Raw genomic sequence first — 18,298 nt, forward strand, 5'->3', positions numbered from 1 at the left:
ATGGCCGGCGTCACGCTCCCGGGCAACCTGCTGGCCATGATCGCCCGCGGGGTGTCCGCCAACGTCGCCTCGCGCGATGCCGCCCTGCGCCCGAGCCTGATGCGCGCGGTCGGCAGCGCCGTCAGCCCCGACGGGGCCACCGTCACCGTGTACCTGGCGCGCAGCCAGTCGCGCCAGCTGGTGCAGGACATCGCCAGCACCGGCCACCTCGCGGTGGTGTTCTCCGAGCCGGCGACGCACTGCACCGTGCAGCTCAAGGCGCGCCGCGCCAGCCTGCGCGATGCGACCGAGGCCGACCGCCCGCTGCTGGCGCGCTATCTGGCCTCGATGGAGCACGAGATCGGCCGCGTGGGCCATCCGCCGGCGATCGCCCGGGCGATGCTGGCGTACCGGCTCGAGGACCTGGTGGCGGTGTCCTTCCAGGCCGAGCAGGCGTTCGAGCAGACCCCCGGTCCGCTGGCCGGCCGCACCATCGGGGGCAGCGCGTGAGCGGGCCGGCGCTGGCCGACATCCGGGCCTGCCTGGAAGGCGTGATCCCGGCCGTCCTGGCCACCTGCGACGCCGGCGGCGTGCCCAACGTGGCCTACATCTCGCAGGTCTTCCACGTCGACGACCGCCATGTCGCGCTGTCGTTCCAGTTCTTCAACAAGACGCGCCAGAACATCCTGGCCAACCCGCGCGCCACGGTGCTGCTGATCGACCCGCGCACCGCGGGCTACTTCCGGCTGCACATCCGCTACCTGCGCACCGAGTCGGCCGGACCGCTGTTCGAGCGCATGGCGGCCCAGCTGGCCGGCATCGCCTCGCACACCGGCATGGAGAAGGTGTTCCGCCTGCTCGGCTCGGACGTCTACGAGGTCGAGGCGATCGAGAACGTGCCCGGCGAGCCGCTGCCGCCGCCGCCGGCGCGGGCCGGTCAGCTGGCGGCGCTACGGCTGGCCAGCGAGCGGCTGGCGCGCAGCACCACGCTGGGCGACGCGCTGAACGCCGTGCTGGCGACGCTGAACGACGCGCTCGGGATGCGCCATGCCCTCATCCTGATGCACGACGAACCCGGCCAGCGGCTGTACACCGTGGCCAGCAGCGGCTACCCGACCTCGGGCGTCGGCTCCGAGATCCGCGTCGGCCAGGGCGTCATCGGCGTCGCGGCGCGCGAGCGCACGCCGGTGCGCATCATGCACATGACGAACGCGGCGCTCTACAGCCAGGCCATGCGCAGCAGCTTCGAACGTGACCAGCCCGACCTCGAGCCGGTGACCGACATTCCCTACCCCGGGCTGGCCCAGCCGCACAGCCAGATGGCCGTGCCCATCCTGTCCGCCGGGCGGCTGCTGGGCGTGGTGTTCGTGGAAAGCCCGCAGGACCTGCAGTTCGGCTACGAGGACGAGGATGCCCTGGTCGCCATCGCCGGCCACCTGGGCGCCACCATCGACCTGCTGCAATCCTGCGCCGAGGCGGAGCCCGAGCCCGGCACAGCTGTCGCGCCCGCCGGCTCGCGCGGCGCGACGCTGCAGATGCGCCGCTTCAGGGCGAACGACAGCGTGTTCCTCGACGACCAGTACCTGATCAAGGGGGTCGCCGGCGCCATCCTCTGGAAGCTCGCCAGCGACCACGTGCAGCAGGGGCGCACCGAGTTCAGCAACCGCGAGCTGCGGCTCGATCCGTCCCTGGGCCTGCCCGACGTCACCGACAACCTCGAGGCACGCCTGCTGTTGCTGCAGCGGCGGCTGCAGGAGCACGGGCCGCACCTGCGCATCGAGAAGACCGGCCGCGGCCGCTTCCGGCTGGCGGTGGCCCGGCCGCTGGCCCTGGCGGAAGCCTAGACCCCCGCCAGCCCGGGCACCGGCGGCAAGCCCAGGCCGCGCGCCAGCTGTGCCCAGTCCTTCGTGGCCAGGTGGGGCCGCACCCCCTCCAGCATGGCGTGGAAGGCCGGTTGCGGCATCTTGCTGCCGGCCTCGCGCAACATGCCCAGTCGCTCGGCCGGGTTCAGGTAGGGCAGCATCCAGCGCGCCACCACCGCCATCTCGGCCGGCGGGATGGTCGCCAGCAGCGCGTCGTGGATCTGCGCCAGCTCGGCGTCGGTGTAGCGGGCCCAGAGCACGGCGTTGTGGGCGGTCTCCTCGACGTGCATGTGGCGCAGGTTGTCCGCCACGAAGACGGCCAGCTCGCGGTACAGGGCCTGGCACAGCGCGGGACGCAGCGCGTCCGAGGCCTCCCGCAGGGCGAGCGCGGCGGCGCGCAGCTGCGCCGTGTGCCGCTCGTGGTCCCCGTGGTCGTGGGCGATCGCGCTGCTGGCGCCGGGGGCGCGCGCCTCGATGGCGGTGTGCAGGAACTCGTTCTCGTGCCGCAGGTGGGACACGCACAGGTCCATCAGGTCGACGACCTGCCGGGTGGCCGCGGCCAGGGCCGGCGCGTCCTCGACGTCGACGCGGCCGAGCGCGAGCAGCGTGTCGGCCATGAAGGCGCGCAGGGCCTTGTGGATCCCGCCGTAGAGGTCGAGGCGCGGCTGCACGGCTGCGAGTTGCTGGAGTTCCTGGAGGTCGATGTTCATGGGGTTCCTTGCGGGGTTCGGGAGCCGGAAATCGAAGCGCTCCGGCGATCGCGAAGCGGATTGTGGAAACCGCCGCCAGGCACCGTTCTGAAGATTTGCTTAAGTGATTCCTAAACAAACCTTAAGTCGTGCCGCCACCGGCGATTCCGTGCACTGCGTCACGGGCGCGCCTCCACGGCCGGGCTGCGGGCGCCAAGCCAATTCAATTGCTCGCAATTTAATTGGGTACTACAATCCTGGCCATGCACAAGAAGGCGATTCCCGCGGAACAGGCGCTGCACCTGGACAACCAGCTGTGCTTCGCCCTGTACTCGGCGTCGCTGGCGATGACCAAGCTCTACAAGCCACTGCTCGACGAGCTGGGCGTCACCTACCCGCAGTACCTCGCGCTGCTGGCCCTGTGGCAGGACGACGGCCTGTCCGTCTCCCAGCTGGGTGAGCGGCTGCGGCTCGATTCGGGCACCCTCACCCCGCTGCTCAAGCGGCTGGAAGCGGCGGGCCTGGTCGTGCGCCTGCGCGCGGTCGACGACGAACGGCGCGTGCAGGTGTCGCTCACTGCCGCCGGCCGGCGCCTGCGGGCCCGCGCCGGAAAGATCCCCGGCTGCGTGCTGGAAGCCTCGGGCTGCAGCGTGGCCGAGGTCGTGCAGCTCACGCGCGAGCTGCAGGCGCTGCGCGAGCGCCTGGGCCGCTGATCCGTCCCATTCCGTTAACGTTCCCGTTCCTGTCCACCCCAAGAAAGGCAATCCATGAACAAGCTCGACAAAGTCCTGTACACCGCCCGCGCCCACACCACCGGCGGCCGCGACGGCGAGTCGCGCAGCGACGACGGCCGACTCGAGGTCAAGCTCAGCTCGCCCGGCACGGCCGCCACCGGCACCAACCCCGAGCAGCTGTTCGCGAGCGGCTATTCGGCCTGCTTCATCGGCGCCATGAAGGCGGTGGCCGGCAAGCAGAAGATCCAGCTGCCCGCCGACCTGGCGGTCGACTCCGAAGTCGACCTCGGCCCGGTCGGCCAGGTCTACGGCATCGCCGTGCGGATGAACATCGCGCTGCCCGGCATGGACCGCGCCGCCGCGCAGAAGCTGATCGACGACGCCCACCAGGTCTGCCCCTATTCCAACGCGACGCGCGGCAACATCGACGTCCAGCTCAAGCTGGTCTGAGCGTCCCCATCGTCGCGCCAGCGGCCCGCCCGTGTTGAACGGGCGGGCCGTTTCGTTTAGCGTCGCCCGATGACCACCACCCTGCTCGTGCGCCAGGACGACCTGCGCAGCACCCGCCTGCGCGCCGGCGACGATCCGCCGCTGGCGGCCGGGCAGGTGCGGGTGGGCCTGGACCGGCTCGCGCTCACCGCCAACAACATCACCTACGCGGCCTTCGGCGCGGCGATGGACTACTGGCGCTTCTTTCCCGCCGGGGAGGACGGCTGGGGCATCGTGCCGACGTGGGGCTTCGGCACGGTCGTGCAGTCCCTGCACCCCGGCGTGGCGGTCGGCGAGCGGCTGTACGGCTACTGGCCCCTGGCCGGCAGCGCGGTGCTGCAGCCGGACCGGCTGGCGCCGCAGGGCTGGCGCGACGCCGCCCCGCACCGCGCCGCCCTGCACGCCGTCTACAACCAGTACCTGCGCTGCACCGCCGATCCCTTCTACACGCCCGCGAGCGAGGAGTTGCAGGCGCTGCTGCGTCCGCTCTACACCACCTCCTGGCTGATCGACGACTTCCTGGCCGACAACGGCTGGTTCGGCGCGCAGCGCGTGCTGCTGTCCAGCGCGTCGAGCAAGACCGCCTACGGCACCGCCCACCTGCTGGCGCAGCGGACCGGCATCGAGGTGGTGGGCCTCACCTCGCCCGCGCATGTCGCGTTCTGCACCTCGCTGGGGTGCTACGGGCGCGTGCTGCCCTACACCGCGCTGGCCGAACTGCCGGCCGGCGAGCCCTGCGTGTACGTCGACTTCGCCGGCAACGCCGCGCTGCGCCGGGCGGTGCACGAACACTTCGGCGACGCCCTGCGCTACAGCTGTTCGGTCGGTGACACCCATGTGACCGAGCTGGGCGGCGCCGGCGGGCTGGCCGGACCGCGGCCGGTGCTGTTCTTCGCCCCGGCCCAGGCAAAGAAGCGCCAGGCCGACTGGGGCGGCGCCGTGCTGCAGGAGCGGCTGCTGGCGTCCTGGCAGGCCTTCCTGGCCACCCTGTCGACGGCCACGCCGCCCTGGCTGATGCCGCAGACCGTGCGTGGGGCGGCGGCGGCCCAGGGCGCGTTCGAGCGCCTGCGCGACGGCGCGATCGAGCCCCGCACCGGCCTGCTGGTCGACCTGCGCTGACCGCGCCGGCGCGCCGACAATGCGCCATGCCCGGCTCCCATCCCTACGACACCCTCACGCCCGACGTCGTCCTCGACGCGCTAGCCACGCTTGACCTGCAGGGCGACGGCCGCCTGCTCGGCCTGAGCAGCTACGAGAACCGCGTCTACCAGGTCTGGCTCGACGGGCCGGTCGACGGCCACGACCAGGTGGTGGTGAAGTTCTACCGGCCGGGCCGCTGGAGCGATGCCGCCATCGACGAGGAACACGCGTTCGCGGCCGAACTGGAGGCCGCCGAGGTGCCCGCGGTGGCGCCGCTGCGCATCGAAGGCGCGATGCTGCACCACCACGGCGGCTTCGCCTTCAGCGTCAGCCCGCGCCGCGGCGGCCGCCGGCCCGAACTCGACGACGAGGAGGTGCTGGAATGGATCGGGCGCTTCCTGGCCCGCATCCACACCGTCGGGGCCGCGCGGCCCTTCCGTGAGCGGCCGCGCCTGGGCCTGCAGGAGTTCGGCACCGACGCGCGCGACTGGCTGCTGGGGCACCACCAGGTGCCGCTCGATGTCGAGGCCGCGTGGCGCACCGCCTGCGACGCCGCGCTGGCCGCCGTCGAGCAGGCGTTGGGCGCCGCGGATCCAGCGCTGCGCGTGCTGCGCCTGCACGGCGACTGCCATCCCGGCAACATCCTGTGGACACCCGACCAGGGGCCGCACTTCGTCGACCTCGACGACGCCCGCAGCGGCCCCGCCGTGCAGGACCTGTGGATGCTGCTGTCGGGCGAGCGGGCGCAGCGCCAGCACCAGCTCGGCGCACTGCTGGACGGCTACGAACAGGTGCGCGACTTCGACCGTGCCGAGCTGGCGCTGATCGAGCCGCTGCGCACCTTGCGCCTGATCCACTACAGCGCGTGGCTGGCCCGGCGCTGGGACGATCCGGCGTTCCCGGCGGCGTTTCCCTGGTTCGGCAGCAGCGACTACTGGAAGGGCCAGGTGCAGGTGCTGGAGGACCAGATCGAGGCCATGGCCGAGCCGCCCCTGGTCGCCTGACGCGATCGATCGGGCGTCTGCGGCCGTGCCGCGTTCAGGGTGTCTGTGGCGCCGCGGCCGGACCCAGGTGCTTGGGCGCGTTCGGGTCGTACAGCACCGCGCCGGTGCCCACGCCGACACCGGCGCGCGCGGGACTGTTGCCGATCGGCACGCTGGCGCCGACGCCGGTGGCGCCATAGACCTGGCCGCTCTGGTTGACGCCCACGCCGACTCCGACCGGGCCGACGCCCGTGCCGACGCCGACCGACAGCCCGCCGGTTCCGCCACCGATCCCGATCGAGACCGGGCCGACCGGGATGCTGACGCCGGCGCCCACACCCGTGTTGGCACAGCCGGCCAATGTGGCCACCAGTGCGGCGGCGGCCAGCCGGGCAAGGGGAGAGAAGACGCTGGTTGCCATCAGCCCATTCTGGGGGGCAGCGCTACGCCCGGGTGTGAAGGGATGCTTCAGCGCAGCGGGTTGCGCAGTTCGCCGATGCCGTCGATGGTGATGCGCACCACGTCGCCCGACTTCAGGTACTTGGGCGGCTTGAAGCCGATGCCCACGCCGGCCGGCGTGCCGGTGGCGATGAGGTCGCCGGGGTAGAGCGTGATGCCGGCCGACACGCACTCGATCAAGGTCGGGATGTCGAAGATGAAGTCCTTGGTCGAGGCATCCTGGCGCACCTCGTCGTTGACCCACAGCTTGACCCGGGTGTCGGTGCCGTCGCACTCGTCCGCGCTCACCAGCCACGGCCCCATGGGGCAGAAGGTGTCGAACGACTTGCCCAGCAGCCACTGCGAGTGGCGGCCCTGCCAGTCGCGCGCCGTGACGTCGTTGACGATGGTGTAGCCCCAGACGTGCTTGAGCGCGTCTTCCTTGCGGATGCCCTTGCCGCCCTTGCCGATCACGACCGTGAGCTCGGCCTCGTAGTCGATCGCGGTGGACACCTCGGCCGGGATGAGGATGGGCTCGTCGGGACCGATCACCGACTCGGGCACCTTGCTGAACAGGATGGGCGCGCTCGGGATGTCGCCGCCCGACTTGGCGCTGCTGTCGAAGCCGCTGCCGGCGAACTCCTTGGCGTGCGCGTGATAGTTCTTGCCGACGCAGAAGATGTTGCGGCGCGGGCGCGGGATCGGCGCGACGAGCTTGACCGCATCGAGCGCCACGGGAGCGCCGGTGGCGGGCAGCGGCTGGCCGGCGGCGAGTCGCTCGACGATGGGAAGCGCGCCGAGCTGTGCTTCGGCTGCCGACACCTGCAGCGGCAGCACGGTCAGCAGGTCGGACGAGACGATGCCAACAGCGGGTCGGCCCTGGTCGAGGTAGGCAGCAATCTTCATCGGGAAAACTCTCTCCGGGAGGGGGCGGGCACTGTAGCATGCTAACGCTCAACAAGGAGAACACAAGCACATGCAGAGACGTACCGTCCTGGCCGCCACGCTGATGGCGGCTGCCGGCATTGCCGCCGCGCAATCCCCCTTCCCCAGCAAGCCGATCACCATGGTGGTGCCGTTCCCGGCCGGCGGCCTGGCCGACATCGTCGGCCGTCCTGTCGCCGAGGCGATGTCGCGCGACCTGGGCCAGCCGGTCATCATCGAGAACAAGGGCGGTGCCGGCGGCGGCATCGGCATGGGCCAGGTCGCCAAGGCGCAGCCGGACGGCTACACCATCGTGATGGCGCTGTCCTCGTACAGCGTGCTGCCCGAGGCCGATGCCATCATCGGCCGGCCGCAGATGTACAGCTACCAGTCGCTGCGCCCGCTCGCGCGCTTCACCGCCGACCCCACCGTGCTGGCCGTGCGCGCCGACGCGCCCTGGAAGACGGTGAAGGACTTCGTCGAGGACGCCAGGAAGCGCCCCGGCGCCATCAACTACGGCTCCTCGGGCAACTACGGCACCATGCACGTGCCAATGGAAATCCTGGCCCAGACCGCCGGCGTCAAGATGACCCACGTGCCGTTCACCGGCGCCGCCCCGGCGGTCGTGGCCCTGCTCGGTGGGCAGATCGACGCGGTGTCGTCGGGCCCCGCCACGGTGGTCCAGCATGTCAAGGCCGGCAAGCTGCGCGTGCTGGGACACTGGGGCAACGGCCGGCTGGAGTCGCTGCCCGATGTGCCCTCGCTGAAGGACGCCGGCTACAACGCCGAGTACGCCCAGTGGTCCGGCCTGTTCATCCCGGCCGGCGTGCCCGAGCCGGTCGCCCAGCGCCTGCGGGCGGCGGCCAAGGCCGCCGGCAACGACCCGAAGGTGCGCGACGTCATCGGCCATGCCGGCAGCCCGGTGATGTTCCAGGACACGCCCGACTTCGAGAAGTACGTGCAGGCCGACGTGCGCCGCATGGGCGAGGTGGTGCGCAAGATCGGCAAGGTGGAGTGACAACCAAGGAGCGTGCAATGGTCCCGGTGCTGCAACGATTCGTGGCCGCCGTCTTTGCGACGTCGGTGCTGGCCGCCGCCCCCGCGCTGGCCCAGAACTGGCCGGCGCGGCCCATCAAGCTGGTGGTGCCCTACGCCACTGGCGGCCCGGCCGACGTCTACGGACGCTTCATCGCGCAGCGCCTGGGCGACCAGCTCGGCCAGCCCATCGTGGTCGACAACCGGCCCGGCGCCGGCGCGGTGATCGGCACCGACGCGGTCGCCAAGTCGGCGCCGGACGGCTACACGCTGCTGCTGATGTCGAACACGCACACCGTCAACGAGACGCTGCTGCCCAACAAGCCGTACAACCTGACGCGCGACTTCGTCGGCGTGGCACCGATCAACTACTCGGACCTGGTGCTGGCGGCCCACCCCTCCGTGCCGGCCTCCAACGTCCAGCAACTGGTGAAGCTGGCCAAGGAGCAGCCGGGCAAGCTCAACTACGCCTCCTCGGGCAACGGCACGCCGTATCACATGGCCGGCGAGCTGTTCAAGAGCATGTCGGGCACGTCCATCGTGCACGTGCCGTACAAGGGCAGCTCCGGCGCCCGCACCGACCTGCTGGGCGGCCAGGTGCAGCTGATGTTCGATGCCGTGACCACCATGACCGAGCAGATCAAGGCCGGCAAGGTCAAGGCCATCGCCACCACCGGCAAGAAGCGCTCGGCCGTGCTGCCGGACGTGCCGACGGTCGACGAGTCCGGCGTCGCCGGCTACGAGGCGACCATCTGGCTGGGCGTGCTGGCGCCCAAGGGAACGCCCGCCGCCATCGTCAACCGGCTGAACGAGGCCATCGGCAAGATCGCCAGCCAGCCGGACGTGCAGGCGTCCTGGGGCCAGCAGGGCGCGACGGCCATGGTCATGAGCCCGGCGGCGTTCGACAAGTACATGCAGGACGACATCGCCAAGTGGGCCAAGGTCATCCAGTCCGCCAACATCAAGGCCGACTGATGGCGACTGTGCAGGTTCTCAGCGGCGGCGCCGCGCACGGCCTGGTGCGGGCGCTGCAGCAACCGCTCGCCGCGCGCGGGCTGGCCATCGAGGGCAGCTTCGGCGCCGTCGGCACCATGCGCGACCAGCTGCTGGCGGGCGCGGCCTGCGACCTCCTCATCCTGAGCGACGCCCTGATCACCGACCTCGAGCGCCAGGGCCTGGTGCAGGCGGGCTCGGCGCGGCCGCTCGGGCGCGTGCGCACCGGCGTGGCGGTCCAGGCCGGTGCCGTCCACCCGGCGGTGACCACCGGCCCGGACCTGGCGGCGGTGTTCGCCGGCGCCACGGCGCTGTACGTGCCGCACACGGTGCAGTCCACCGCCGGCCAGCACGTGCTCAAGGTGTTGCGTGCGCTGGGCCTGGAACAGCAGCTGGCCGGCCGCCTGCGCGAGTTCCCGAACGGCGCGACCGCCATGCGCGAGCTGGCCACCGGCCGGGAACCGGGCGCGATCGGCTGCACCCAGATGACCGAGATCCTGGACACGCCCGGCGTCGAATGGGTCGGCGGGCTGCCCCGGGCGTTCGAGCTGGCCACCGTCTACACGGCGGCCGTCTGCACCCGGGCGGTCGACCCGCAGGCGTCGGCCGCCTGCATCGAGCTGCTGGCGGCGGCCGACACCGAACCGGCCCGGCGGGCGGCCGGGTTCGATCCACTCTAGGCCAGCAGTGCGTTCACGCGCTTGACGTAGGCCGCCGGGTCGTCCGGCAGGCCGCCCTCGGCCAGCAGCGCCTGGTCGAACAGGATCTGCGCCAGGTCATGGAAGTGGACCGAACCGTCCAGCTTCCTGACCAGCGCGTGCTCCGGGTTCACCTCCAGCACCGGCTTGACGTCGGGCACCTTCTGGCCGGCCTGCTTGAGCATGCGGGCCAGCTGCATGCTCATGCCGCTGTCCTGCACCACCAGGCAGGCCGGCGAGTCGACCAGGCGGCTGGTGACGCGCACGTCCTCCGCCTTGTCCTTGAGCGCCTCCTTCAGCCTGGCCAGCACCGGCTTGAACGACTCGGCCGCTTCCTCGGCCTTCTTCTTCTCCGCCTCGTCCTGCAGCTTGCCCAGGTCGACCGCGCCCTTGGCCACCGACTGCAGCGGCGTGCCGTCGAATTCCTGCAGGTAGTTCAGCGCCCACTCGTCGACCCGGTCGGTCATGAGGAGCACCTCGATGCCCTTCTTGCGGAACACCTCCAGCTGCGGGCTGTTCCTGGCCGCGGCCAGGGTGTCGGCGGTGATGTAGTAGATGGCGTCCTGGCCGTCCTTCATGCGCGCCTTGTAGTCGGCCAGCGCGACGCTGGGCGTGTCGGACTGGGTGGAGGCGAAGCGCAGCAGCTTGGCCAGCCGGTCGCGGTTGCCGAAGTCCTCGCCCAGCCCTTCCTTGAGCACGGCACCGAACTCGGCCCAGAAGCCGGCGTACTTGGCCTTGTCCTCGGCCGAGGCGTCCTCGTCGCTCTCCAGCTTGGCCAGATCCTCCAGCATGGACAGCACGCGCTTGGTGCTGCCTTCGCGGATGGCGCGCACGTCGCGGCTTTCCTGCAGCAGCTCGCGGCTGACGTTCAGCGGCAGGTCGGCCGAGTCGATGACGCCCTTGACGAAGCGCAGGTACACCGGCATCAGCGCCTCGGCGTCGTCCATGATGAACACGCGCTTGACGTACAGCTTCACGCCGGCGACCTTGTCGCGGTTCCACAGGTCCATCGGCGCCTTGGCCGGGATGTAGAGCAGCTGGGTGTACTCGGTCGCGCCCTCGACGCGGTTGTGCGCCCAGGCCAGCGGCGGCTCGTGGTCGTGGGAGATCTGCTTGTAGAAGTCCTGGTACTGCTCGGGCGTGATGTCCTTCTTGGCCCGCGTCCACAGCGCGCTGGCCTGGTTGACGGTCTCCCACTCGTCGGTGAGGACCATCGAGCCGCCCGACGTGGCCCCGGCGGGGCCGCCTGCGACTTCCTCGCCCTCCTTCCACTCCTCCTTGCGCATCAGGATGGGCAGGGAAATGTGGTCGGAGTACTTGGCGATGACCGACTTGAGCTTCCAGGTCGACAGGTAGTCCTCGGCGTCCTCGCGCAGGTGCAGCGTGACGCTGGTGCCGCGCTGGGGCCGGGTGATGGTCTCGACCTCGAAGTCGCCGGCGCCGCCGCTGGTCCAGCGCACGCCCTCGTCGGCCGGCAGGCCGGCCCGGCGCGACTCGACCGCGATGCGGTCGGCCACGATGAAGCCGGAATAGAAGCCGACGCCGAACTGCCCGATGAGCTGGGCGTCGGCCTTCTGGTCGCCCGACAGCTTGCTCATGAACTCGCGGGTGCCGCTCTTGGCGATGGTGCCCAGGTTGTCGATGGCTTCCTGCTGAGACAGGCCGATGCCGTTGTCGGCGATGGTCAGCGTGCGGGCGGCCTTGTCGAACGACACCCGCACCTCGAGGGTGGGCACGTCTTCGTACAGGGCGTTGTTGTGCAGGGCTTCGAAGCGCAGCTTGTCGCAGGCGTCCGAGGCATTGCTGATCAACTCGCGCAGGAAGATTTCCTTGTTCGAGTACAGCGAGTGGGTGACCAGGTGCAGCAGCTGGGCGACTTCGGCCTGGAAGGAAAGGGTTTGCTTGGTCTGGGACATGGGAATGAAGGGTGACTTGCGCGAGCCAATGCTGGGGACGGGTCCGCGCTTTTCAAGCGGCCGCGACGCGCACGACCGCCCACGCGCCACAGCGGCGCACGCGCAACAGTTTCGCGCAGCGAGCGTGGAGAACTCGACGCACATGAAATCTGCAGTCGTTGCACACGCGTGACTTCTGGTTACATTGCGGGCACCTGCCTGCGATGCTGTACCGACCGCACCCCCACCCCACCGACGACGCGCCGGGCGCGGACCTGCCGGCCGACCTGCCCGACACCGTGACGGTCACGGCGGTGCCGCCCCCGACCAAGGGCCGACGCAAGGCCCCGGTCAGCCTGCGGCTGGAAGCCTTCGCACCGCAGGCCGGCACGGCGCCGGTCCTCTGCATCAGCACTGCCGCGCCCCAGGCGCCGGCCCTGACGTTCACGGCCACCCGGCCCGGCGCCCTGCGCCGCTAGCCGGCTAGCTGGGCACCCGGCGCCAGCGCCCCCGCTTTTTTTCGCAACGCCCCGCGCAGTGCCCGGGCATCCGACGCGCGGCGCCCGCCGAGCGACGGATGGCCCGCGCCACCGCGCATCCGCCGCGCAGCGCCGATCGTCGGTGCCGAGCCACACGCTCTGGTCGTTTTTGTAACTAAATGCACCAAATGTGAGCGCGACAATGGAGTCGACTCACGTAAACCATTGATTTTCGTGAAGTTTGTCGTTGCAGAACGTTACGAGGCTCGTTACAGTCGGCTCAGCCTTAAGTGTTTTGCTTAGGCCATTCAGCCGAATCCCTCTCCGACATGGTCCCGTTTCCCGCTCTCGCCCGCTCTGTAGCCATGGCCCTCATCGTCCTGATGGGCTCCACGGCCGCGCTCGGCCAGAGCACGGCGACCAAGAACCTGACCTTGAGCGCGACGCTGTCCTCCCAATGCCGGGTGGCCGCGGCCAGCAGCGGGGCGATCAATGTGGCCTTCGGTACGTACGCGGCGTTCAGCCCGTCGGCCGTCACCGCATCGGCAGTGACCATCAACTTCGAGTGCACCCGCAACTTAGGTGCCACGCCGAGTTTCGGCTGGGACGCCCTTGGGGGCGCCACCTCGGGCGAAGGGGTCCTGGCCGGCCTGCGCTACGCGCTCACCGCGACCAACGGCACCCGTACCAACGGCGCAGCCCCTGTCCTCGGTACCGCCGGCGACATCGGCACACCCGACACCTATCCGGTGACCGTCAACGCTTCCATGCCGGCCGGCCAGGCCGGGACGGGGCCTTCGGGCGCCGCCTCCGCCACCCGTACCCTGACGGTGACCTTCTGAGGCCCGGCGTCACCGTCAATCCTTTCCTCGGCCTTTCACTCCCCCTCAAACTCCAGGAGCCACCATGAAACGCTTGCATCTCCTCACCGCCGCTGCCGCCACGCTGGTCCTGGCTTCCGGCAACGCCAGTGCCCAGACAGTGGCGTCAGCCACCAAGAATGTCGACGTCAAGGTCAACTTCACCGCCAAGTGCCAGCTGGCCACCGGACCGACTGGCGCGGTGACCATCGATTTCGGCCCGGTCCAGGCTTTCGCGACCGCGGACGTGCCCGCCGGGCCAGTGGCGCTAGCCTTTGAATGCACGCGCGGCGGTGGGGTGACACCAACCTTCAAGTGGGACACGGCTGCGAACAGTGTGGACGGCGGCGGGACCACGGCCGCCAAGACCAATGGCAGCATTGCCGGCCTACGCTACGAGCTGAGAGCGACTCCCGGCACAGACGCGCCAGGCGCCGATCCGGTGCTGACTGCAGGCGCGACCGCCACCAACGGCACGCCTCGGGTGATCAATGTCAGTATCGATGGCACCCTGTTCGCAGGGGCCGGCTCGGGGGCCAGCGGCGCCCAAACCGACTCGACGCGCGTCCTCACCGTCTCCTACTGAGTTTCAAGCTGGCGGCCCACGTTACCGAACACCCGGGAATGCGACCCTGGGTGGTTGCCCGGTCACGGGCGCTCGGTCGATCACGAAGACGCCGGAACGGACAGGACACGGTGCAGGCAGAACGCAGATATCTGCTCGCAGGGCCGGACGCCGCCAGGGCCTGGCTGGGCGCGGCGTTGCTGGCGCTGTCGGCCGGGGCCCAGGCCGTCGAGGCGTCCGTGGCGGTGACGGTGCGCGTCAAAATCGTGTCGTCCACCGGCGCCTGCGGTGCCGTGGCCGAGGGCGGCGGCATCGGCGTGCAATGCGTCGCGCCGCCGCGGGCGGCCCAGGCGGTGCTACCCACCATGCTCACCAGCCCGGCGCTGGGCGCGGGATCAGCCCCGGCCCTGTACGGCGGCGCGTTGTTGTCCGGACGCGTCGCCGGCACGCAGTCGTCCGATTTGTCTTCCGGCGCCGTGCAGATCACGAGTTGGCGATCGGTTTCTTCCGATAATGGCTCTTATGTTGAGCTGACCATCGCCTGGTGACCATGAACGTTCGAAGGTTGAATCCGGGCCGCGGCCTGTCTTGCATCGTCCTGGGCTGCGCGCTCGTCGCCGGGCTGCTCCCGGCGGCCCATGCCGGCTCCTTCTCGGTGTCGCCGGTGCGCATCTTCATGCAGCCGCGCGAGCGGGCAACGGCGGTCACGGTGGCCAACGAGGGCACGACCGACCTGGTGATGCAGGCCGACGTCTTCGAGTGGACGCAGGGCGAGGACGGAGCCGACAAGCTCACGCCCACGGAAGACATAATCCTCGCGCCGCCCATCCTCAAGATCGCCCCCGGCAGCCGGCAGGTGGTGCGGCTGGCCAACCTGCGGCCGCCGCCGACCGATGCCCAGAAGACCTACCGGCTCATCGTCCGCGAGGTCCCGGAAGCCCAGGCCCAGGCGAGCGGCATCAACGTGCAGGTCGCCCTGGCGTTCTCGTTGCCCGTCTTCATCACCCCGCCGAACGCGAAGCCCACCCTGGTGTGCCAGAGCCGGCGGAGCAACCCCACCACACCCGTCGTCACCTGCGAGAACACGGGACAGGCCTACGTGCAACCCGTCAACCTGTCGCTCGCTCCGGCTTCCGGGGAAACGCTGAACCAGGACATCCGGGGCGGCTACATCCTGCCGCAGGTGCGCCGGTCGTTCGACCTGCCGGCAGCGGCCACGCCGTTGCGCACTGGCCCCGCCAAGCTCACCGTGACACTCGACGACGGATCGAAGCAAACCTTCGATGTCCAGCTCACGGAGTAGGCTGGGCGCGATCAGGTGGCTTCGGTTCATGCGGGCCCTGGCAGTGACGTGCGGCATGCTGGGCCTCACGCACGCGGGCGCGCAGCCCGCCGCCACCGAAACGCCCGAGCGGGTCCTCCCGCTTGAGGTCGTCGTCAACGGCACGGCGGGTGGCATCTGGCCCATCCTCGAACGCGGCGGCGTGCTGTATGCGCCGGTGGAGGCGTTCCAGAACTGGCGCCTGCAGGCCCAGATGGACGTCGGCATCGTCACCTACCGCGGTCTTCCCTACCTGCCCCTGACGGCGGTCGCCGGCCTCGAGGGGCAGGTCGATGCGCAGCAGCAGTTCCTGAATCTCAAGGTCGCGCCGAGTGCCTTCGCGGCCACCAAGCTCGCCCGCGAGCTGGGCCCCGTCGGGGCCCACCGCAGCAAGCCCGTGGGGGCGCTGTTCGGCAACTACGACCTCAACCTGGCGTATTCCTCGCGCACGCAGAAAAGCGACCTCGGCGCGGTCGGCGAGGTGGGCTGGTCGGGTGGCCTGGGCGTGTTCAGCCAGACATTCCTGGGCCAGCGGCTGCTGGCCGCCGAGGACCGCAAGTTCACCCGGCTGCAGACCAGCTTCCGGCGTGATTTCCCGGCCTCGGGCCACACGCTGACCATCGGCGACGCCGTGTCCCGCAGCAGCCTGCTGGGCCGTTCCGCCTATTTCGGCGGCATCCAGTTCGGCAGCAATTTCGACCTCGCGCCTGGCCTGAACCGCCAGCCCATTCCCCTGGTAGCCGGCGAGACGGCGACGCCGTCGGTAGTGCAGCTCTACGTCAACGACGTCCTGCGCCAAACCAGCAACGTGCCGGCCGGTCCGTTCACGCTCGACAACCTGCCCACGCTGGTCGGCAATGGCCAGGTGACGGTGAAGGTGCGCGACATCCTGGGCCGCGAGACGCTGATCACCCAGCCCTTCCTCATCACGGCCGACCTGCTCGCCCCGGGCCTGAACGACTGGAGCGTGGAAGCGGGCGGGCTGCGGCGCGAACTCGGCATCACCAATGCCACCTACGGCCCCGGCTTCGTCTCGGGCCTGTGGCGCCGCGGCCTGTCGACCGAGTTCACCGGCGAGGGCCGCCTGGAAGCGACGCAGGACCGCCAGGCGCTGGGCGTGGCGGGCGTCCACACGCTGGGCGCGAGCTGGCTGCTGCGGGCCGGCGCAATGGCCAGCCGCGACCAGATGCTGGGGCCGGGCACGCGCTGGCTGGTGGGCGCCGACCGGCCCAGCTTCGGCTCCAACCTCAGCTTCACGCTGGAAGGCAAGTCGCGCGAGTTCCGTGGCCTGGGCGAGGACCGCGTCATCTCCGTCATCCAGCTGCAACTGGCCAGCCAGGCCAGCGTCAGCACCCTCTGGGGCACGTTCGGCTTCGGCCTAGCGATCCAGAAGCCGTACAGCGACCGCACCGTCACCACCGCATCGCTCAACTACAGCGCCGTCCTGCGCAACAACTGGCTGCTCAACACCTACTACTCGCGGGCCACCGGCATCACCAACGGCTACACGCTGGGGGCGACGCTCACCGTGCCGCTGGAGCGCAACACCGTGGTCGCCACCTCCATGCAGTCCTATAAGGGGGGCGTGGACTTCTACTCGGCCGCGACCCACTCGCCCGATGTCGCCGGCGGTCTCGCCTGGCGCGCCCTGGTGGCGCAACAGCAGCAGGAGCCGCGGGCCGAAGCCGGTGTCTACTACGCCGGCCAGAAGGGCCAGGTCGCCGCTGACGTCAGCACCACACCGGGACAGACCAACCTGCGGCTGGGTGCCAGTGGAGGATTGCTGTTCACCGGTGGGCGCGGCTATGCGCTGCAGCGCTTCGACAACGCGGCCGCCCTGGTCGAGGTCCCCGGCTACGCAAACATCGGGGTCGGCGTCGGCGCCCAGGCCGGCACCCGCACTGACGCCGGCGGCTATGCGCTCATCCCACGCTTGCGACCCTATGCCAATAACCCGATCCGGCTCGATCCCAATGACCTGCCCATCACGGCCGAGATCGATTCCATCGAGGTGGACGCGGTGCCCGGCTGGCGATCGGTGGCGCAGGTGCAGTTCTCGGTGCGCGGCGGCCGTGGCGCGTTGCTGCGCATCAACTTCGACGACGGCGAGCCGGCCCCGCCCGGTGCCATCGTCCAGATCGGCGGCGAAGACCGGCAGTTCTACGTCGCCCGCCGCGGCGAGGCCTACGTGACCGGGCTGCAGGACGCCAACCAGCTGCAGCTGACCTGGAAGGGCGCGCGCTGCCCGCTGCGGGTGGTCCTGCCGCCGGGCACGGCGGACGAGGTCACCCGGGTCGGTCCGTTGACCTGTACCGGAGTTGCCCGATGAGTCGATTGCTGCGCCTGGCCGCCTCCCTCTTCCTGCTCGGTCTAGCACCGGCCGGCTGGGCCGCCGTCGCCTGCTCGATCACCGCGTCGCCCTCGCCATTCACCGGCGTCTACAGCAGCGCCGCCAACCTGGACGTTCCGGGCGCGTTCTCGCTCAATTGCACGCGCGACCCGACCGTCGACGGCCGCCGCGCCGACATCTGGATCGGCGTCAACCAGCCGGCCACGGGCAACTCGCTGCCGCGCGACATCGGCGGCGGCAGCAACCTGTCCTACATCATCTATCGGCGCGCGTTCGGCACCGGGGTCTGGATGAACACCGGCTCACAGAAGCCCAACCAGAGCGGCAATGCAGGACTGGTCGACACCATCGACTTCGGCAACGGTACGGGCTCGACCTTCTCGGGCAGCTACGACATCTTCGTGCGGGTGCCGGCCGGGCAGACCACCGTGTCGGCCGGGATTTACGTCAACACGGCGGTCGGCGTGACCGTGAAGCTGAACGACGAAAACGGCGGGCTGCTGACTACGTCGACGCTCGGCTTCCGCTTCAGCATCCCCAAGGACTGCCGCTTCAGCAGCGACCCGACCCCGGTGGCGGTCAACTACCCGGCGTTCTCGCCCACGGCCATCACCGGGGTGTCGAACTTCGCACTCACCTGCACCCAGGGCACCACCTACACGATCGCGCTGGACCGCAACCGCAGCGTCATCACCACGGTGCAGCTGGCCTACGACCTGTCGCTCAGTGCCGCCACCGGCACCGGCAACGCCGTCTCGCAGCCCTACACGGTCAACATCAGCGTGGACCCGGGTCAGGCCGGCAGTTGTTCGGGCAGCACCTGCAACGGCACCGACACTCGAACAATCACTATCACTTACTGAG

At 70.3% G+C, this 18,298-nt stretch carries 20 protein-coding genes; 16 read left to right on the forward strand and 4 right to left on the reverse strand.

Annotated features, from left to right (window positions below; translation table 11 throughout):
- On the forward strand, positions 1–489 hold the full coding sequence (locus GON04_RS12475; RefSeq protein WP_157398167.1) for a hypothetical protein: 489 nt from the start codon (positions 1–3) through the stop codon (positions 487–489).
- The gene (locus GON04_RS12480) at positions 486–1,823 is read left to right on the forward strand and encodes a GAF domain-containing protein (protein ID WP_181654018.1); all 1,338 of its coding nucleotides are present in this window, start codon (positions 486–488) and stop codon (positions 1,821–1,823) included. The genes GON04_RS12475 and GON04_RS12480 overlap by 4 nt, the downstream gene beginning before the upstream one ends.
- On the opposite strand, the gene GON04_RS12485 is transcribed toward GON04_RS12480, so the two are convergent.
- Complete coding sequence (locus GON04_RS12485; protein ID WP_157398168.1) at positions 1,820–2,551, reverse strand: hemerythrin domain-containing protein; 732 nt, start codon at positions 2,549–2,551, stop codon at positions 1,820–1,822. The genes GON04_RS12480 and GON04_RS12485 overlap by 4 nt on opposite strands.
- Positions 2,552–2,793: 242 nt before the next feature.
- Between GON04_RS12485 and GON04_RS12490 the strand changes: the two genes are divergently transcribed.
- The 4 genes from GON04_RS12490 (at position 2,794) to GON04_RS12505 (ending at position 5,897) form a co-directional block, all read left to right on the forward strand.
- Positions 2,794–3,243: a MarR family winged helix-turn-helix transcriptional regulator gene (locus GON04_RS12490; RefSeq protein WP_157398169.1), complete on the forward strand. Its 450-nt coding sequence runs from the start codon at positions 2,794–2,796 to the stop codon at positions 3,241–3,243.
- Between the two features lie 54 nt (positions 3,244–3,297).
- Positions 3,298–3,714: an organic hydroperoxide resistance protein gene (locus tag GON04_RS12495; RefSeq protein WP_157398170.1), complete on the forward strand. Its 417-nt coding sequence runs from the start codon at positions 3,298–3,300 to the stop codon at positions 3,712–3,714.
- A gap of 69 nt (positions 3,715–3,783) precedes the next feature.
- Positions 3,784–4,872 carry a DUF2855 family protein gene (locus GON04_RS12500; RefSeq protein ID WP_157398171.1) on the forward strand — a complete coding sequence of 363 codons (1,089 nt, stop codon included), beginning with the start codon at positions 3,784–3,786 and terminating at the stop codon, positions 4,870–4,872.
- A gap of 26 nt (positions 4,873–4,898) precedes the next feature.
- Positions 4,899–5,897, forward strand: coding sequence for a serine/threonine protein kinase (locus GON04_RS12505; protein ID WP_157398172.1), 999 nt, complete (start codon positions 4,899–4,901; stop codon positions 5,895–5,897).
- A 34-nt stretch (positions 5,898–5,931) separates the two neighbouring features.
- Here the strand turns inward: GON04_RS12505 and GON04_RS12510 are convergent, their stop codons facing one another.
- Both GON04_RS12510 and GON04_RS12515 read right to left on the reverse strand, forming a co-directional pair.
- Positions 5,932–6,297, reverse strand: coding sequence for a hypothetical protein (locus GON04_RS12510; protein ID WP_157398173.1), 366 nt, complete (start codon positions 6,295–6,297; stop codon positions 5,932–5,934).
- A 47-nt stretch (positions 6,298–6,344) separates the two neighbouring features.
- Positions 6,345–7,220 (reverse strand): fumarylacetoacetate hydrolase family protein, encoded by an 876-nt coding sequence (locus GON04_RS12515; RefSeq protein WP_157398174.1) that lies wholly within the window; start codon positions 7,218–7,220, stop codon positions 6,345–6,347.
- A gap of 70 nt (positions 7,221–7,290) precedes the next feature.
- On the opposite strand from GON04_RS12515, the gene GON04_RS12520 reads away from it, so the two are divergent.
- Genes GON04_RS12520 through GON04_RS12530 form a run of 3 tightly spaced genes read left to right on the forward strand, consistent with a single transcriptional unit; the run spans position 7,291 to position 9,946 of the window.
- Entirely contained in the window at positions 7,291–8,256 is a 966-nt protein-coding gene (locus GON04_RS12520; RefSeq protein ID WP_157398175.1) for a tripartite tricarboxylate transporter substrate binding protein, read from the forward strand.
- A gap of 17 nt (positions 8,257–8,273) precedes the next feature.
- The gene (locus GON04_RS12525; RefSeq protein ID WP_157398176.1) at positions 8,274–9,248 is read left to right on the forward strand and encodes a tripartite tricarboxylate transporter substrate binding protein; all 975 of its coding nucleotides are present in this window, start codon (positions 8,274–8,276) and stop codon (positions 9,246–9,248) included.
- Entirely contained in the window at positions 9,248–9,946 is a 699-nt protein-coding gene (locus GON04_RS12530) for a molybdate ABC transporter substrate-binding protein (protein ID WP_157398177.1), read from the forward strand. The genes GON04_RS12525 and GON04_RS12530 overlap by 1 nt, the downstream gene beginning before the upstream one ends.
- Here the strand turns inward: GON04_RS12530 and htpG are convergent.
- Complete coding sequence (htpG, locus tag GON04_RS12535; RefSeq protein WP_157398178.1) at positions 9,943–11,880, reverse strand: molecular chaperone HtpG; 1,938 nt, start codon at positions 11,878–11,880, stop codon at positions 9,943–9,945. The genes GON04_RS12530 and htpG overlap by 4 nt on opposite strands.
- Before the next feature lie 203 nt (positions 11,881–12,083).
- Here htpG and GON04_RS12540 point away from each other — a divergent pair, with 203 nt between their 5' ends.
- The 7 genes from GON04_RS12540 to GON04_RS12570 all read left to right on the forward strand — a co-directional run bounded on the left by GON04_RS12540 (position 12,084) and on the right by GON04_RS12570 (position 18,297).
- The gene (locus GON04_RS12540; RefSeq protein WP_157398179.1) at positions 12,084–12,338 is read left to right on the forward strand and encodes a hypothetical protein; all 255 of its coding nucleotides are present in this window, start codon (positions 12,084–12,086) and stop codon (positions 12,336–12,338) included.
- A gap of 365 nt (positions 12,339–12,703) precedes the next feature.
- Positions 12,704–13,180: a spore coat protein U domain-containing protein gene (locus GON04_RS12545; protein ID WP_157398180.1), complete on the forward strand. Its 477-nt coding sequence runs from the start codon at positions 12,704–12,706 to the stop codon at positions 13,178–13,180.
- A 64-nt stretch (positions 13,181–13,244) separates the two neighbouring features.
- A complete protein-coding gene (locus tag GON04_RS12550; protein WP_157398181.1) occupies positions 13,245–13,784 on the forward strand; it encodes a hypothetical protein in 540 nt (179 codons plus the stop codon).
- A gap of 110 nt (positions 13,785–13,894) precedes the next feature.
- Positions 13,895–14,311: a hypothetical protein gene (locus GON04_RS12555; RefSeq protein WP_157398182.1), complete on the forward strand. Its 417-nt coding sequence runs from the start codon at positions 13,895–13,897 to the stop codon at positions 14,309–14,311.
- 2 nt (positions 14,312–14,313) lie between these two features.
- Positions 14,314–15,066: a fimbrial biogenesis chaperone gene (locus GON04_RS12560; protein ID WP_157398183.1), complete on the forward strand. Its 753-nt coding sequence runs from the start codon at positions 14,314–14,316 to the stop codon at positions 15,064–15,066.
- 28 nt (positions 15,067–15,094) lie between these two features.
- Complete coding sequence (locus tag GON04_RS12565) at positions 15,095–17,413, forward strand: fimbria/pilus outer membrane usher protein (RefSeq protein ID WP_181654019.1); 2,319 nt, start codon at positions 15,095–15,097, stop codon at positions 17,411–17,413.
- Positions 17,410–18,297 carry a spore coat protein U domain-containing protein gene (locus tag GON04_RS12570; protein ID WP_157398185.1) on the forward strand — a complete coding sequence of 296 codons (888 nt, stop codon included), beginning with the start codon at positions 17,410–17,412 and terminating at the stop codon, positions 18,295–18,297. The genes GON04_RS12565 and GON04_RS12570 overlap by 4 nt, the downstream gene beginning before the upstream one ends.
- Position 18,298 lies beyond the last annotated feature (1 nt).

Origin of the sequence: Ramlibacter pinisoli (assembly GCF_009758015.1) — a bacterium.
Taxonomy (GTDB): domain Bacteria; phylum Pseudomonadota; class Gammaproteobacteria; order Burkholderiales; family Burkholderiaceae_C; genus Ramlibacter; species Ramlibacter pinisoli.

Excerpts from the sequence above, each read along its gene's own strand:
- GON04_RS12540 (WP_157398179.1), top strand. The coding sequence starts at position 12,084 with ATGCTGTACCGACCGCACCCCCACCCCACCGACGACGCGCCGGGCGCG.
- GON04_RS12495 (WP_157398170.1), top strand. The coding sequence starts at position 3,298 with ATGAACAAGCTCGACAAAGTCCTGTACACCGCCCGCGCCCACACCACC.
- GON04_RS12485 (WP_157398168.1), bottom strand. The coding sequence starts at position 2,551 with ATGAACATCGACCTCCAGGAACTCCAGCAACTCGCAGCCGTGCAGCCG.
- GON04_RS12510 (WP_157398173.1), bottom strand. The coding sequence starts at position 6,297 with ATGGCAACCAGCGTCTTCTCTCCCCTTGCCCGGCTGGCCGCCGCCGCA.
- htpG (WP_157398178.1), bottom strand. The coding sequence starts at position 11,880 with ATGTCCCAGACCAAGCAAACCCTTTCCTTCCAGGCCGAAGTCGCCCAG.
- GON04_RS12560 (WP_157398183.1), top strand. The coding sequence starts at position 14,314 with ATGAACGTTCGAAGGTTGAATCCGGGCCGCGGCCTGTCTTGCATCGTC.
- GON04_RS12565 (WP_181654019.1), top strand. The coding sequence starts at position 15,095 with ATGCGGGCCCTGGCAGTGACGTGCGGCATGCTGGGCCTCACGCACGCG.
- GON04_RS12500 (WP_157398171.1), top strand. The coding sequence starts at position 3,784 with ATGACCACCACCCTGCTCGTGCGCCAGGACGACCTGCGCAGCACCCGC.
- GON04_RS12475 (WP_157398167.1), top strand. The coding sequence starts at position 1 with ATGGCCGGCGTCACGCTCCCGGGCAACCTGCTGGCCATGATCGCCCGC.
- GON04_RS12545 (WP_157398180.1), top strand. The coding sequence starts at position 12,704 with ATGGCCCTCATCGTCCTGATGGGCTCCACGGCCGCGCTCGGCCAGAGC.
- GON04_RS12530 (WP_157398177.1), top strand. The coding sequence starts at position 9,248 with ATGGCGACTGTGCAGGTTCTCAGCGGCGGCGCCGCGCACGGCCTGGTG.
- GON04_RS12550 (WP_157398181.1), top strand. The coding sequence starts at position 13,245 with ATGAAACGCTTGCATCTCCTCACCGCCGCTGCCGCCACGCTGGTCCTG.
- GON04_RS12570 (WP_157398185.1), top strand. The coding sequence starts at position 17,410 with ATGAGTCGATTGCTGCGCCTGGCCGCCTCCCTCTTCCTGCTCGGTCTA.
- GON04_RS12505 (WP_157398172.1), top strand. The coding sequence starts at position 4,899 with ATGCCCGGCTCCCATCCCTACGACACCCTCACGCCCGACGTCGTCCTC.
- GON04_RS12490 (WP_157398169.1), top strand. The coding sequence starts at position 2,794 with ATGCACAAGAAGGCGATTCCCGCGGAACAGGCGCTGCACCTGGACAAC.
- GON04_RS12520 (WP_157398175.1), top strand. The coding sequence starts at position 7,291 with ATGCAGAGACGTACCGTCCTGGCCGCCACGCTGATGGCGGCTGCCGGC.
- GON04_RS12525 (WP_157398176.1), top strand. The coding sequence starts at position 8,274 with ATGGTCCCGGTGCTGCAACGATTCGTGGCCGCCGTCTTTGCGACGTCG.
- GON04_RS12515 (WP_157398174.1), bottom strand. The coding sequence starts at position 7,220 with ATGAAGATTGCTGCCTACCTCGACCAGGGCCGACCCGCTGTTGGCATC.